This is a genomic window from Granulicella mallensis MP5ACTX8 (assembly GCF_000178955.2).
Lineage (GTDB): Bacteria > Acidobacteriota > Terriglobia > Terriglobales > Acidobacteriaceae > Granulicella > Granulicella mallensis.
In genome coordinates this window covers 3,924,009-3,939,224 of sequence record NC_016631.1, presented here as the reverse complement: position 1 = coordinate 3,939,224, position 15,216 = coordinate 3,924,009, and the positions used below count along the sequence as shown (strand labels likewise).

9 protein-coding genes are annotated in these 15,216 nt (G+C 54.3%); 6 read left to right on the top strand and 3 right to left on the bottom strand.

What is annotated here, in order from left to right:
* Positions 1-59: 59 nt before the first annotated feature.
* Both ACIX8_RS15660 and ACIX8_RS15655 read right to left on the bottom strand, forming a co-directional pair.
* Positions 60-1,289, bottom strand: a complete 1,230-nt coding sequence (locus tag ACIX8_RS15660) for an anti-sigma factor domain-containing protein (protein ID WP_014266340.1) — start codon at positions 1,287-1,289, stop codon at positions 60-62.
* Positions 1,286-2,026, bottom strand: coding sequence for an RNA polymerase sigma factor (locus tag ACIX8_RS15655; protein ID WP_014266339.1), 741 nt, complete (start codon positions 2,024-2,026; stop codon positions 1,286-1,288). Before ACIX8_RS15655 ends, ACIX8_RS15660 begins: the two co-directional genes overlap by 4 nt.
* Before the next feature lie 479 nt (positions 2,027-2,505).
* Here ACIX8_RS15655 and ACIX8_RS15650 point away from each other — a divergent pair, with 479 nt between their 5' ends.
* The 5 genes from ACIX8_RS15650 (at position 2,506) to ACIX8_RS24670 (ending at position 10,425) form a co-directional block, all read left to right on the top strand.
* Positions 2,506-2,871, top strand: a complete 366-nt coding sequence (locus ACIX8_RS15650) for a plasmid mobilization protein (protein WP_014266338.1) — start codon at positions 2,506-2,508, stop codon at positions 2,869-2,871.
* Positions 2,852-4,822, top strand: coding sequence for a type IV secretion system DNA-binding domain-containing protein (locus tag ACIX8_RS15645; RefSeq protein ID WP_014266337.1), 1,971 nt, complete (start codon positions 2,852-2,854; stop codon positions 4,820-4,822). Before ACIX8_RS15650 ends, ACIX8_RS15645 begins: the two co-directional genes overlap by 20 nt.
* 6 nt (positions 4,823-4,828) lie before the next feature.
* Complete coding sequence (gene mobF / locus ACIX8_RS15640) at positions 4,829-7,582, top strand: MobF family relaxase (protein WP_014266336.1); 2,754 nt, start codon at positions 4,829-4,831, stop codon at positions 7,580-7,582.
* Between the two features lie 366 nt (positions 7,583-7,948).
* Positions 7,949-9,436, top strand: coding sequence for a carboxypeptidase-like regulatory domain-containing protein (locus ACIX8_RS15635; RefSeq protein WP_014266334.1), 1,488 nt, complete (start codon positions 7,949-7,951; stop codon positions 9,434-9,436).
* Positions 9,437-9,723: 287 nt separating this feature from the next.
* Complete coding sequence (locus tag ACIX8_RS24670) at positions 9,724-10,425, top strand: DCL family protein (RefSeq protein WP_014266333.1); 702 nt, start codon at positions 9,724-9,726, stop codon at positions 10,423-10,425.
* Between the two features lie 188 nt (positions 10,426-10,613).
* On the opposite strand, the gene ACIX8_RS15625 is transcribed toward ACIX8_RS24670, so the two are convergent.
* Positions 10,614-12,062 carry a metallophosphoesterase family protein gene (locus ACIX8_RS15625; protein ID WP_014266332.1) on the bottom strand — a complete coding sequence of 483 codons (1,449 nt, stop codon included), beginning with the start codon at positions 12,060-12,062 and terminating at the stop codon, positions 10,614-10,616.
* Between the two features lie 487 nt (positions 12,063-12,549).
* On the opposite strand from ACIX8_RS15625, the gene ACIX8_RS15620 reads away from it, so the two are divergent.
* Complete coding sequence (locus tag ACIX8_RS15620) at positions 12,550-15,126, top strand: hypothetical protein (protein ID WP_014266331.1); 2,577 nt, start codon at positions 12,550-12,552, stop codon at positions 15,124-15,126.
* The last annotated feature ends 90 nt before the right edge of the window (positions 15,127-15,216 follow it).

The window sequence follows — 15,216 nt, the reverse complement described above, 5'->3', positions numbered from 1 at the left end:
TCGGTATATACGTCAGTCACGTTGAATTGGAGGGCTGATATCGCGGGTTGAACTCGCCACTATGGATGGTTGGCTTTTACTTGAAGGTACGCAATAAGAAGCGGCTTCCCTGTAGGCTTTGGGCTTCCGCCATGCGGTTCTGCTGTGACGAAGACCTTGTTCAAATGCGCCAGCGTCTTTGTATCGTCGAACTTCAGAATCCAGCGTTTGTGAGAGTCATCCTGATAAAACATCCCGAGGCTCACGTTCTCCCCATCTTCGCTGCTACCCCACGCTTGAAAAGAAGCCGACTGAGCGAGGCCAGACTGTTTATCCAAGTCGTAGCCATAGAAGACAAGGGAGCGATCCTTGGTGTAGAAGACGCGGCCAAACGGTTTCGCGGGCTTCCCAGTCTTTGTGACATCAACGATGTCAGTAATGTACAGATCGCGTGCCCCGATCAGATCGCGGATATCGCGATCATGAGCCAAGAGTTCTTTGTCGAGAGAGTGCATTCGCTCTCCCTCTTCGAGTTCGGATTTCGCTTCGCGGAGTTTGGTCTCAAGTGCGGACGACTGTGCCAACTGTTCGTCAGCAGTCGCTTTAGCGGCAGACAAGCTATCGCGGAGGACCTTGCTCTCTGCTAGTTTGAGGGCGAGCTGCTGGTTCGCCGCGTCTCTTTGCTGGCTGACCTCTGTGTCCTCTGCCTGATTCGCTTTCAACTGGTCATTCAGCGTCGCGATCTTGGCATTCGCCTGCTGGTTTGCCAGCGCCAACTTGTTAAGTTCGTGCTGGAGTTCCAGTTCATCGCGACGTGCCGTTTCGAGTTCATGGTCACTGTTGTTCCTGGGCACCACTGGGCTATGAGCTTCGGGAACCGATCGCGCATTGTGAGAGGCTACTTCGAACGACGCTCTTTCATGACGTACGTGAGAGATCCCCACACATACAACGCCCGCTATGCTAGCTGCGATCAATCCAAACGCTATCCTCATGGGCAGCTTCGCACGCGCGGGGAATTCCTCAACGCCCTCATGCATACCCAACTTCTGATTCAGTCGATACTCGGCGTCCTCCAAGGAGAAGGAAGATGATTCGCAATCGCCTTCGTACTCGTCTTCAGAGTTTGCGCTGGCAGCAATGGCCGGTAATACGTCACGACCAATTTTCTCGTACTCCCGGAATGCCGCTAAACAGGAATCGCAATATGCAAGATGTACCTGGAGGAGGGCCCATTCCTCGTCTGTCAGTTCTCCCGTAGGGAAAAGTGCGCATAGGGAAAGGAATTCTTCGTGCCAGCGAGGGTTCATCGGCTAAACCCTCTGATGTGCTCAGGAGTCGCGATAGTCTCTTCTCCTTTGCCTGTTGGGAAAATGTAAGCGTGGACTCGCTTGAGCCCTCTATAGTATTGATTCCTGACCGCGCCGAGATTCTGATCGGCATCCTTCGCGATCTCATCAAGACTGTATCCGTGGAAGAGATGCAGGTCGAGAACGCGAAACTGGTCCTCGGAGAGTTCACTGCGAAGACGTTCCAAGAGGGATCTTGCGGCCATCTCCGTGATCGACACCTGCCCGTATGGGCTCTCTAGCAACTCGTCATTGAGCACGCCGTGGTCGTAGTGGCCCCGAATGCTTAGATACCTTTTGCGATCAAAGGCCCGGTGATATGTCATTTGGATCATCCAAGAGATAGCCGAGCCCTTCGCAGGATCGTACTGGGATGCCTTGTGTAGCAGGTGAATAAAGACATCCTGCACAAGGTCTTCTGCTTCCGTCTCGTCTCTAAGAATGCGTTGGCAAACAAAGTGAATGCGCTTGGCATGTCGTTTGAACATGATGGAGAGTGCGTCCCTGCTCCCAGCTCCGATGGCAAGGAGCAGTTCAGAATCGGTTTGGGCGGCGAGGTCCTCGCTAGAACCGGCAATAGCAGAATTCGCTTTCGGCTGAAGTTGGGTAATTAAAGATGGGGAACCTAGGCGCACTAGGTCTGCCTTTGCCTTCTCCCCCAGAGAACGGGGGAAGTATGAGATGCCCTCAGAATTCATGGTTCCCCTCCGGAATCCCGCGTCATCGACAGAGCGCAGATCGGATATTGTGCTTCCTCAAAAGGTAGTAGTCTCGATTCGTTTCCTACCCCTCAAGGCGATTTGAAGCGAAGGATAGCACCAATAAATACGGTTCGCTGGACGGTTTTGTATCACCGCTCGCAAAAATAATTGCGGTTCAGCCTAACGTTTGGGTAGCGGGCAGCTCGACGCTGCTACGCAGCGGATGGAGGGTGACACGTCACCCCAGAATGGGTGCTGCACAGCAACCGTAGGTTGCTGCTCGGGAACCTGCTGAAAACACAGGAGCTAATGGAAAAACATTGAGAATCGGGTTATCTTAGAGGCGAACGCAGGTTGCTGATGAGGAACCAGATGAGTTCCAAGCCTTTAGCCCGCGCTAGGCCCCGCTGCCCGAATCTGAGCAGCGAGCGGCGAACATGCGACTGCGATTCATTCCTGAACCTAGGCGGTGCCGTGTGAAGCCGCCATTACGAACGAAATCAGTCGGCACAAAGGTCAGTGAGGCAGAGTTCGCGTTGCTGGAAGAGCGCGCGCGTTCGTCGGGTCTCACTCTTTCGGAGTGGGTTCGTGACGTTCTGCTGGCCACGCCGGAGGCTGGCGAGGTCGTGTTGGCTGAGGTGCTGGCCCTTCGGGCGCTACTCCTGAACCTCTACTACCGGGCCGACAAGGGCCCCTTGGAGGAGGACGAGCTGCGCAGTCTAATCGAGCGGGCCGACGCGACGAAGTTGGAGCGGGCGCGGGAGCGCTTGCGCTCCGCTAATGCGGCGACGCAGGATTCCCGGTCGGAGGTGGGCGCAGAGAATGGCGGAATGGGGGCGTAAGGAATACAGCAAAGCGTGGCCAAGCCGGATACGGGTATGGACCTTAGTGACCCTGCCGCTAACAGTCATATTCTTCGCGGGGGCGTTCACGGTGGAGTACATGGCGGGGTTAACTGCGGCACAAAAGCTCTACCTGGCGGACTACATAAAGAGCGGGGCGCTGATCCAGGCGTCGCCGACTGCAACGGCGAAGTACAAGCTGCTGGAAGGTATTACAGATAAGGGACAGCGCCTCTTGGTCGACAACGAGATCGAACCGGTGAGGAGTCCGGATGGCCAATACAGCTACCAAATTACAGATGAAGGCGTGCAGGATGGCATCGACCGGTTGGAGTATGTGACAGTGACGTACAAAGATCGAGAGCTGCACGCTCTCCTTGGGCGGCTCATCTTCAAAGGTCAAGGGTTGCAGGACTTTGTAAAGCGACCGGTCGCTTGGACGGCGACGTTCTTCGTATTGGCACTGTTCGTGGCGATTCCCAAGGACCGAACGCGGCGGAAGGTTTGGAGACATGGTCGCCGGTTGCGTGGGCCAGAGTTAGTGACGACGGCGGAGTTTAATGCCAAACTGGGCCGTCCTGATGGTATTGCGTTCGTCAACGAAGAGCGGACATGGTGGGATAGTCTCGTTCGCAAAGACCTTAGTCGCTGGGTGCGCGTTCCGCGCGAGCGTGAGGCGATGCACTTTCTGATCGTGGGTGACTCTGGCACAGGCAAGAGCGCGACCATTCGGCAGCTCCTCTCGCAGATCTCCGACCGTGGCGAAGCCGCCATTGTGTACGACCCGGCGATGGAATATCTGCCGCAGTTTTACTCTGAGTCTCGCGGCGATGTGATTCTGAATCCGCTCGATGCGCGATGCCCGTTCTGGACTCCAGGCGATGAGGTGCCGCATGAAGCGGAGGCGCTTACGTTAGCGGTCAGCTTGTTCCCGGATCAGGGCCGGGAGAACAGGTTCTTCGTTGAAGCTCCCCGCAAAATCTTCGCGCACCTGATCAATCTGAAGCCGACGCCGCAAGAGTTGACCTACTGGATGTGCAATGCGGAGGAGATTGACAAACGGATCGAAGGTACCGAAATGGCGGCGATGATCGACCGCCACGCGGCGAACCAGCGCAGCGGCGTCCTGGGGTCACTGAATATAGTAGCGGACGCGTTCAAACTATTGCCTAAGGAGAGTGAAACCGAACGGCGATGGAGCACGGTCGATTGGGCGCAGCAGCGCAAGGGGTGGGTATTCATTACGTCGAAGCCGACGATGCGCGAAAGGATGCGCCCACTTGTGAGCCTGTGGCTCGACCTGCTTGTGCTGCGCATGATGAACGACGACACAACGCGTAGAAAGACGTGGTTCGTGCTCGATGAACTGGCGAGCTTGCAGCATCTTCCGCAGCTCAAGACTGCGGTAACAGAGAACCGTAAATCGAATAATCCGATGGTACTGGGCTTCCAAGGAAAAGCCCAGGTTGAGGCGCTGTACGGCCACGTTGCTGAGGCGATGTTGAGCCAGCCAGCGACGAAGATTTTTCTGAAAACGAGTGAGCCGCACGCGTCTGAATGGATTTCTAAGGCCATAGGCGAGATAGAAGTCGAACGGTTCCGTGAATCGCGCGACACGGGTGATTCCGGGGGCGGGAGTGAGCAGCGCGACATCGTACGCGAGCCATTAGTAATGGCGTCCGAAGTTGGCGGTCTTGACCCGTTGCATGGCTATCTGAAGCATGGCAATCTTGTCGTGCAGATGCGCTTCCCGTATCTCGAACTGGCGAGTCATACCGAGAAATTCATCGAACGAAAGATGACGCCGATTGTGCCTGCGCAACCGGCAGCGCAGTCCGTGCCGGTCGCTATCGAAGAGCCGATTATGCAACGGAAGCCACCGCAACCCACCGAAAATAAGCCGGAGCAAAAACCGGTTAAGGTGACTGAGCAGCATCCATATTTTGAGTGAGCGAACATGGTGACACTCTCTAAACCGATCAGCGCGAGGCAAGCTCAGACGTATCACAAAGAAGAGTTTGCCAACGCCAAGGAGAACTACTACACAGAAGGCGAGCGTGTGCGCGGCGAGTGGCAAGGTCACCTAGCAGAGCGGTGGGGCATGACCGGCGAGGTGCGGGAGCAGCAGTTCGCGCGGCTGTCGGAAGGTCAGCATCCAGCATCTGGTGAGCAGCTAGTGCGTCATCAAACGACCCGTGAGTATCAGAACGAGCGCGGGGAGACTGTGCGGTCGATGGAACATCGGGCTGGATGGGATGCAACGTTCAGCGCACCGAAATCCGTCTCGCTGACCGCGCTTGTCGGCGGTGATGATCGTGTGCGCGAAGCGCATCGCGAGAGCGTGCGGACTGCGCTCGATGAGATGGAGAAGTATGTACAGGCCCGCATGGGTGGCAACGTTCCGGCGCAGACTACCGGCGCGTGGGCGGTCGCCAAATTCGAGCATGACAGCAGCCGACCCGTTGATGGCTACGCCGCGCCGCAGCTTCATACACACGCGGTCGTGTTCAACGTGACTGAAACCGCCGATGGAAACACGCGAGCATTGCAACCGCAAGAGCTATATAAAACGCAGCAGTACGCGACGGCGGTTTATCGCTCGGAACTGGCTGCGCACCTGCAGGGTATGGGCTACGAAATAGAGCGCGGCGAGCATGGACAACCGGAGATCAAGGGGTACTCGCGCGAGTATCTGGAGGCATCCAGTCCGCGACGGCAGCAGATCGTAGAGCACCTAGAGGCTCTTGGAGCCGCTGGAGCTGGTGCTGCCCAGATCGCGGCGCATCGGACACGCGATGCAAAGCAGCCGCTCTCTCATGAAGAAGTCCGCGAGCGTCATCAACAGATGGCCGTCGAGTATGGGCAACAACCGCAGCGCGTGCTTGCGGAAGCCGCGCAACGACCTGGGGTCGAGCTGAGGCCGGAGTCATCGCAGCGAACTGCGCATGAGGGTATGAGCTACGCGAGAGAGCGCGGCATGGAGCGCGAGGCCGTGGCCGACGAGCGTTCGCTGATGCGCGATGCGCTGAAACACACGATGGGCGCAGCGCGTTTGCCGGAGATCAAAGCCGAATTCGCGCGTCGAGCGGAGGAACGCAATCTAATCGAAGTTGACCGCAGGGCCGGGCTTGCTGGTCGAGCATACACGACCGGCGAAATGCAGGGTTACGAGCGCGAGCTGATCGAGCGTATGAAGATGGGGCAAGGCACGCACGACGTGTTGGCCGATGACAATGTGCGTCAGCAGATGATGGAGCAACACGCGCATTTGAGCTTGAGCCAGCGGCAAGCAGTCGATGCTGTGCTGACTAGTCGAGACCAGATGATGGGCTTAGAAGGCGTGGCAGGTGCAGGGAAAACAACATCCCTATCCGCCGTCCGTGAAGCCGCCGAGCGTGCTGGCTATGAGATCGAAGGTCTAGCACCCACCTCCAGAGCAGCGCAAAAGCTGGGTGAGGCGGGCATCGAGACACAGACGTTGCAGCGACATCTTGCGCGTGGCGAGCAACCATACGGTGGACAGAAGAGGCTCTATGTGGTCGATGAATCGAGCATGGCGAGCACGATACAAATGCACACGTTTGTCGAGCGATTGAAGGAAAATGACCGTGTGTTGTTCGTTGGCGATACACGGCAGCATGAGGCCGTCGAAGCTGGCCGACCGTATAGCCAGTTGCAGGACGCAGGGTTGCGGACGGCACACTTGGATGAGATCATCCGGCAGAAAGACCCGGCGTTGAAAGATGTAGTCGAGCATCTTGCGCGTGGCGAAGTGCGGGAAGCGATCGGAATTCTCAACGAACAAGACCGCGTGATCGAGATAGGCGACCGGCGCGAACGCATCAATGAAATCGCTCGCGAGTACACGCGTTCGCCAGAGCGTACCTTAGTGGTGTCGCCCGACAACGAATCCCGCCGCGAGATCAACAGCCATATACATCAGGCGATGCAGGTTAATGGCAAAGTCAGCAGCGACGAGCATCGCGTGCATGTGCTATACACACGTCAAGACCTTACGGGAGCTGATCGACAGTACGCGCAGAATTATGAGCGGGGTGATGTGCTGCGCTACTCGAAAGGATCGAAGCCGCTTGGCATCGAGGCCGGAGAATATGCCCGCGTCACCGCTACAGATCGAGAGAGCAATATGGTCACGGTGGCGCGGCGTAGTGGTGAGGAGTTGAGCTACGATCCTCGCCGCTTGCAGGGCGTGACGGTCTACCGCGACAGCGAGCGCACGTTCGCTCAGGGCGACCGCGTGCAGATGACGGCTCCCTATCACGAACAGAAGCTCGCCAATCGCGAGTTGGGAACGGTGGAGAGGATTGATGGCAGTGGCAATCTGAAACTGAAGATGGACTCAGGCCGCGACGTTGAGTTCAACGCGCGGCAGCATCCTCATCTGGACTACGGCTATGCGGTGACGAGCCACAGCAGTCAAGGGCAGACCGCCGACCGCGTGCTCATCCATGTTGACTCTTCGCAAGCCCACGGCGAACTGTTGAATAGCCGCATGGCGTATGTTTCCGTCTCGCGTGCCCAGTTCGACGTGAAGATGTACACGAACGATTCGAAAACGTTGGCGCAAGAGCTTAGCAGGGAAGTCACCAAAGCAACCGCCCTTCAACCTGAGTCATTACGTCAGAATGTTCTGCAGCGGGAGGCCGATCCTATCGGCCTTCAGTTAGGGAGAGGCCTTCTGAATTCGTAAAAGCGATGGTTGACGCTTCTGGCAGGACTGCGAAGACCGAAGGGGTAAGAAAACATCTGTGAAGGTTCAAGCGCCTCCGCCCGCATCCTCGCTCTCGTATTTCCTGGGGAAGAAGAGGAGCGAAACACTATGCTTTTGAACTCCGCCACGATCCTGGAAACGATTTGTCTGCCCGAATCACACCTGCCGCCTTACGCGATGCCAGGATTTCAGGAGGCCAGGATTTCGGTTGCGATGAGAACTAGCTTAGGTTAGTCTTACTGCGTTTCACATACTATGTCAGTGTCAGTGGCTCATTCTGTCCGTTGTGGCAGTCATGCGCTCTTGTATGCTGCCAGAGTTCCAATGCCCGACAGGAGAGACTTGATGAGCAAAACCTCCAGCAAATGGCTTCTGTCACGATTCTTCGCTAATGCGCTCATGATGTTCTGTTTCGTAGTCGCCGGTGCCTTAAACAACTCGGGCGCACAAACCGTTCAGCCCAAGTCCATAACCGGCAAAGTAAAGGATAAGGATGGTGCACCGGTGAGCGGTGCGAAAATCTCAATCTTCAAGAAATCTACCGGTGCTCTCGTAAAGCAAACAGTCGCTGACGACGCTGGCCAATATCAGGTGGATAGTTTGGAGGAGGGTTCCTATCTAATTAAAGCTGAACCGAATCAGCATAGTGGATCGCTGTTGCCAGTCGGACTGAAGGATCTGAAAATAGACAGTCTTACTACGCAGGGAAGTGTGGCTGACCTTACCACGGGAATAGTTGAAAGTGGTGGCGGAACTCCTTCAGCCGATTTTGTACGAGTCTCTCTCAACGCGGTCGCTGGACCGTTGGGATATATCGCGACACCGTCACTTACGAGTGCTACCCAGACAAACAACGCACAGACACAAGCCCTCATCGCCAATCAGGATTACTACTATCCCTCGATCATCTTCTACATGTCTGCCTCTCCTCTGGTAAACATTCCCAATGATGCGACCGCGAATCTGGACAAGAGCGTAAAGAGCGCTCAAGAAACCAACCGGAACCCAAATTGGCTGGACGCGGAATTCACGATCACGCCGGTTGATAGTAACGGTAAGGCGCTTAAGGGATGCGGTCTCGGCGAAGGCATTGAGGTACTTGGTGCCCTTCCGCAGCAAACAGTAGGTTCCACTAAGAATCAGAAGACAGCAGACGTCGCAACAGCGATAAACAACGTCGCTTCTGGGCTCGCCAGCTTTTATCCAGGAGTTTCAACTCAAGTAGGGGCTGCTTCAAGCGCAATGAACGTTGTTTTTCAAGATCTATTTCCACCACAGCCCATAGCCTTCCAATATACGAGCGTCAGTGGAAACTGCGATGTGGACTGGTTCTTCAGACCAAATGCCGCCGCAGGTGCCACAGTTGGAGCATCATCTATCTTGGGAACCCAAACCGGTATTCTGATGCTGAAGGTGCCTAGCTCCATCAAGAGGTTGCAGGTCGAGGGGGTAGCGCTGTCGGAATGGAATAAGGCCCCGTCTGAAACAAGCAAGAAATTATTTCAGTTTTCCAAGCGAACAATAGCCTACATTTCGCTCCCTGATCCCGATGCTATTGACTATAAGAATCTGACATCACTGGCCATGTTCCCCTCGCTGATAGACCGACTGACAGCAATGAAGATACTTCGTATCGGCACCGATGTGTGTGCTTTCGAGACATTCGCGGCGACCAACAAGATCGTGACGACTGACGGGAAATACCAATTCGTGACCAACGCCTCGTTGGCAAATGCTCTGACTCAGACTGCTGCTCCTTCGAGCCCTTCACCAATGCCCACACTCCCGGATTGTCAGACCGCACCGGGCGTAGCCGCACCCTCCCCAAATTAGAAACGCGGATAGATTCGGTTACTAGGGCCGACTCGCTATCCTGGAATCGGCCCTCCACTGTGCTTTATGTCGCCATACTCTCGACGTCGGCGGTAGTACGTCTGCTCCGTGATCGATGCTTCCTTGCAACTCTGCCCCGTCGGCTTCCCAGTCCCTATCACTCAAACTAGTACAAATCTGACCGGGCAGACACGGAAAGTGCGTGCTCAGCGGACCGACGTCTATACGCTGAACCTGGGCTTTGATGATGTCGCGTAAACTGGGGTCCAACCCTGATAGGGAACTAAATGGCAAAGCAAATTCTGATCGGCGAACGGGTTTTCAAAACTAAGAAATCGGCGATCGAGCACATGCAACTGATTTTGAATGGGCCGCCTATGGGTACGCGGGTAGTCGAGCCAGGACATGGGTTCTTGTTGGACCTCGTGTCCCTTCATCCGGACGCAGACTCGAAGATTGGTTGCGGCGTAAGCCATTTCAGCATCGCGCAGGATGATTTTCGCAAACGGTGCTTTCGCCTTTATCGCTTGGATGGCACCAACACAGATTTCAGTGTTTATAAGTGCTTCGAGGGCAAACACAACGTCAAGGCCCAAGTGCAACTCGCCCTTCGGACGGCGATTAGGCCTCAGATTGTTGCGTTCCGTGAAAAGCAGTTGTCGTCCGGCCCGGTGACGTGCCCTTATTCTGGTGAGGTCCTCACCCGCGAGAGGTGCCATGTTGACCACGGGCCTCCATATATCTTTGACGCACTCGCTCAGGGCTGGATGGCCGCTTACGGCCTCATCTTGGAAACCGTGGCAATCACAGCCAGCGCAGATGATCAGCAGGGTCGCACGCTGACCGACTCAACGCAGATCGCATCGTGGCAGGCATATCATGAGCTTTACGCGAGTCTCAGGCTCATCAGCATCAGGGCAAACCTTTCTGACGCCAAGGTGGCACATAATCGCTCCGGTCGGACGGCGGTCACCACTGTAGAACAGTAAATGGACAGATGCAGCGGGCACCTTGTGCGCTTGAAGGGACATAGGTTAGCCACAGAGGAATCACTTCCCGACGTATTTGGCAACATGCTGGCTATACAATCGGCGGCGTTTCGCCATAACCAACCGCTGTCGAGGGGCCGATCGATCGAATAAATGTGCCGTTTCGCTCTTAGGCCATGATCAACCGCTTACTGATCGCTGAGTTGTTTGTCGAAGTCCGTCTCCTGAAACTTGCCGCTCGCGTCCAAACGACCTCTTTCGGCGTTCCATACTTCACTACCCCAAACCTCGTTATCTTCGTCGATGTATTCGATTAGTAGCTCCGCACTTTCACTCCCTTGGAATGTAAGCTGCGCATACATCGAGACAGCCGCTCCAGAGCCAATCGCGTCCTGTCGTTTGTTAAAGTAATCGACATTGTTGCATCCCGCGTCTGCTGCTTTTTCTTCTTGGACCTGATGGGGAATGCAACCGTTGCCTATGAGTCTTGCGTTATACGGAAGCTCGGAGTCCCTGTAGAGAGCGCATCGATGCTCATGTCCGAAAAACCAACCAAAGATGGCAGTTTGCCCAATTCCATCAACGGCCATAAGGTCGACAATATCGCTTCGAAGCGGTGCTGAGTCGTTATGCTCGTCAGTGTGAGCAGATACAGGCTGATGATGAGTGAGGAAGATGTTTGCCTTCTTTTCACCAGTCTTTAGGAGATTCAATAGCCAGTTCCACTGGGGAGCTATTGGATCAGTTTCACTCGTTGGCTTCAGCCTACCCGCCGCATACGCGGTATCTAGGCCGATCAATCTCCAATGTTTGTTTTCAAGACAAAAGAACGGTTGGGGCTGACCGAAGGCCTTCAGGACTACGCTAAAGTAGGCTTCGCCGCCGGAGTACATCTCATGATTACCGTTTAGAGCGAGACTTGATTTTGGAGGGATCCCCGCGCCGGGTTTGCCAGCGATGGCTTGAAGTGGCCATAGACGTAGAAATGTCTCGCACTCGGAAGCGATACCACCGTAGTAGATATCCCCAAGATGAATTGCCAGATCGGGTTTCTGCCGGTTCACCACGGCGGCAACTTTCCTAGCGGCAGGATTATCTCCTCCCCAGTCTGCTAGGAGAGCGACTTTCGCATGGTCACTCAGAGGAAGCGTCGCCGGAAGGCCCGCAGGATAAGGGGCTCGCTCAAACTTCAACTGCTTCCATTCTTTGAGAACGGAAGCAATGAAAGGCTCTTTTCTGCTCACATCGTCATGAACGTGATGGAAGAAGCTCTTCAGATCGTAGATACCCTGCTCCACCAAGGTCGTAGCCCATATTGGATTTGCGTCGCCGTATCCTTGCAAACCCGGGATCTCTTTAAAGAGCTTGGCCAGCACAGCTTGGAACGCGCCCACGGGGTCAACTCGGGAAACATAGTGGACATCCCGATGTGACTGCTCGGTCGATGCCGAGGATTTCATCGCAGTGAAATGGTGCAGAAGTGCGAGGCGTTCCGCCTCCACAACATCTTTGTCAGTAGAGCTAATGGCCGAGGCAATCGAGGTTTGGTTGTCGCCGGTCGGCTCCTTCAGATGGTCGATTACTGCATCCAGACCCGCAGTGATGAAGCTTTTGTCGCCTACCTTATCGTGCAGCATATCCACTCTCCAAGACGGCTGAGATCCGAAAGCTATGACCGGACGAGGCTATATCAGCCAGCGAGCGAATACAAGGCGAATCCTCGGAGACTTCTCCTCCGTCATTGCAGACCTCAGTTTTGTGCAATGTCTTTGGCTCGGTGATCAAAAAAAAATGAAAATTTACACATTCAGTTACACATTCCTGTGCAGTAACCATATAAGACGCTTGAAATGAGTAATTTAAAGTTATATACAACTGCCTTAAAATCCGCAGACCTTAACCGGTCGTGGGGGTTCAAGTCCCCCTCCGGGCACCATAAAAGTTTTATGAAGCGGCTAAGATAGCCCGCACGAGACATGCTCCTCGCCTGTCTCTGGGATCACGGGCCACAGCCGAGCAAACCGAGCCTCGATTCGTTTGCGGCCATCATCTATGACCCCCATATCTGTTGATACGAGTGTGATATAAGGGCTTTTCTAATATCTCTCTTGTTGGAGCAGTTCAATGGCCCAATACTTCATGATCCAACTGGAAGCTAACGATGCTTTCGTTTTGTCACTACAGGCTGGCAACAATGGGGGATGGGCCCCATGGGTTTTGTCGTGGAGTCTGTATCCGATGACGCCAATAGCGGCGACGCAGGATTATGGTTATCAACAGTGGTCAATTACCCCGGAGGGATACATTGTCAACGCGGGTAATCCCAAGATGTTCTTAACTCTTGGAACCGCGACGGCAAGCGGTATTTCGACAACGTCACCAGGGCTACCATCGACGTGGAACAATGCAACTAATAATCCGACGTTAACGGCTGGCGGGTTCGATCCTGACCTTATACAGCAGTTCGTCGTTCTTCCGAATGGATCGGGTTCGACAGACTTGAAGAATCTCGCAGGAACGATTGCAACAAGGCAGTCTTATGAAGCATGTCTTAACGCAACCAGCGAAAACCCCCAGCAATTAGTCATCCTTGGCACCATTTATGGTCAGGTCAATAGCAATGTATGGATAACTGCCTATGCCCTCCCGCCATCTTCAGGGCTTTCTAACAGCCAGGAATGGAATCTCCACTCTACCCAGCAATGGAAGATCGCTCCTTGCCCGCTTGTGATCGATCAATGGACTACCATTCAGAGCCAGTTGAGCACACCCAGCCAGAAGTTCCGCGTTTCCCTTCCAATGAAGGTTACGGGGAGTTTGGACCTTAACGATACCTATGAGGCAGTGCCAGAGAACACTCAAGCTATAGCAGCACTGCAGTCCAGTCTTTCGCTTGGCGCGACCTGGCAGATGACCGCCGATGGGTATCTTTCGAACGACTGGGATCCGGGCCTGGTTCTGACCGTAGGATTGGATGCAAGCGGCGCGGCCAACAACGTATATGTCTTCGCTAAGATTCCTACTTCGCCAGACTCAGGACCTGATCCGAGTCAGGTCTGGCTGGTGCCTGAGCGTGGAGTGTTGGTATCGCAGGTCAATCCGGGCTTGGCTTTGACGATTCCCGCGAATGGTTCCGTGCCCATAGCGGGCGCTCAATTGACGATGACCCCGTATACTTCGTCCAGTTTAACCGCTGCGCAGAAATGGGACTTCTTTCCTGGATTCGAGTTACAAACACTGCTTGTCCAACCGCCGATTCCTTTTCCTAGTGAGAGTCCTAACATTGAAACGATTGAGAACGCATTATGGCCAGCCAGCGTCGGCGGACCGCCGCGTGGGGGACTGAGAGGTCAATACACGAATCTCGCGGCACCACTCGCCAGTTTTCAGACCCGAATTCTAGCGATGGCGGCTGCTAACAAGGATCTTGATACTACCGCTTCGGAGTTAGTTCTAGAACTAGAAGCAGCGCAAGCTGTTCAGGCTCTTTTTCAGCAATACTCTCTCTTCGTGTTGGAGCTTACGGATGGTCAGCAGAGCCTGCTCAACGAGATCGCTGCGCTAACCGGAATTGCCAACCAGCCGAGCTCGAAGGTTAAGATGAAGTGGTGGCAATTGGGCGCGGGACTGCTGTACACCGCTTTGAACCTTGTCGGTAGCATTGCGGGCACCTATTTTGGCGATCCCGGAGCTGGGAAGCAATTGGCTGGAGCGGCAAAGTTTGCCAGCGTAGCGATTCCAGCGATCGCCAATCTTATTCAAACTACTGTCAATGGGGTACAGCTCAATCAGGCAACAAATCCACCCAGTCTTGAACAGACTTATGCTCAGTTCCAACAAACGATGCTCAACAGCTTCGAGCAAATGCTGATGGAATCGACGCGAATTGAGTATTCCATTTTGACCGATTGGCGCAAGCTTCAGATATTTGCGCAGTTGTGCATTTCTTCGGGACCAGATTCATTGTATTGGCCATCGACAGCCACGTCGGCTCATGCGCGAGCTCTTCTTCCGGGATACATACAACAGCTACTGCAAAGTTTTCTTCCAGTTGTAAGCAATTTCGAGATCAAGGTTACGCCATTAGTAACAGGCACTCCATCTCCAGGCCCAGGGATGATCGTTAAGAATCCTTTAACCTACACTGAAGTGAGTAGCAGTCTTGCTCTTACGGGGGACAGCACTACCCTTCAGACATATAACTACTATGCCCAAGAAGGATCACTTCCTACCACGTTGTTCAACTATATACGTGCAAGCGTTCTCAATCCCCATACTTTTTTCAACGCTATAGGTGGATGGTCAGACCTTCCAATTACGGGCAGTTCTACGAAAGATATTGTTCTTATCTTGATTCAAAATGCGACAGAACTAGACCTGGTCGCGAGTTTCAACAGCATCTTTACCGTAGACGGGTCAGGTTGGGGTTCGTTCAATTCACCCACAATAGGATCGTATTCAGCTTTTTTTGCTGATACGTCCGGAACGGTCAGCGGTGCCGGATGCAACATATCACTCAGCCCAGCAAATGATGCCGGTAGTACTATCTGCCAGGTTTCGGTAATCGTCAGCGGTAGCGTAGTAAGTATCACGCAGGCACCTAGTGGTTCCTGGAGTTCTTATCAACTGATCGTGGAACTTCTTCAAGGACGTGCCCCGTGGATCGCGCAAATTACTTTCAGATACGCTCAAGCCTCATAACGAGGTGTTAGATCGCGAGTAACGTTCAGAAATAGCCAGAATGAACTATTGAACACTGAGCTGGAGGCAAAGGTGAAATCGGCCTTGGGT

Excerpts from the sequence above, each read along its gene's own strand:
- ACIX8_RS15660 (WP_014266340.1), bottom strand. The coding sequence starts at position 1,289 with ATGAACCCTCGCTGGCACGAAGAATTCCTTTCCCTATGCGCACTTTTC.
- ACIX8_RS15655 (WP_014266339.1), bottom strand. The coding sequence starts at position 2,026 with ATGAATTCTGAGGGCATCTCATACTTCCCCCGTTCTCTGGGGGAGAAG.
- ACIX8_RS15645 (WP_014266337.1), top strand. The coding sequence starts at position 2,852 with ATGGCGGAATGGGGGCGTAAGGAATACAGCAAAGCGTGGCCAAGCCGG.
- mobF (WP_014266336.1), top strand. The coding sequence starts at position 4,829 with ATGGTGACACTCTCTAAACCGATCAGCGCGAGGCAAGCTCAGACGTAT.
- ACIX8_RS15635 (WP_014266334.1), top strand. The coding sequence starts at position 7,949 with ATGAGCAAAACCTCCAGCAAATGGCTTCTGTCACGATTCTTCGCTAAT.
- ACIX8_RS24670 (WP_014266333.1), top strand. The coding sequence starts at position 9,724 with ATGGCAAAGCAAATTCTGATCGGCGAACGGGTTTTCAAAACTAAGAAA.
- ACIX8_RS15625 (WP_014266332.1), bottom strand. The coding sequence starts at position 12,062 with ATGCTGCACGATAAGGTAGGCGACAAAAGCTTCATCACTGCGGGTCTG.
- ACIX8_RS15620 (WP_014266331.1), top strand. The coding sequence starts at position 12,550 with ATGGCCCAATACTTCATGATCCAACTGGAAGCTAACGATGCTTTCGTT.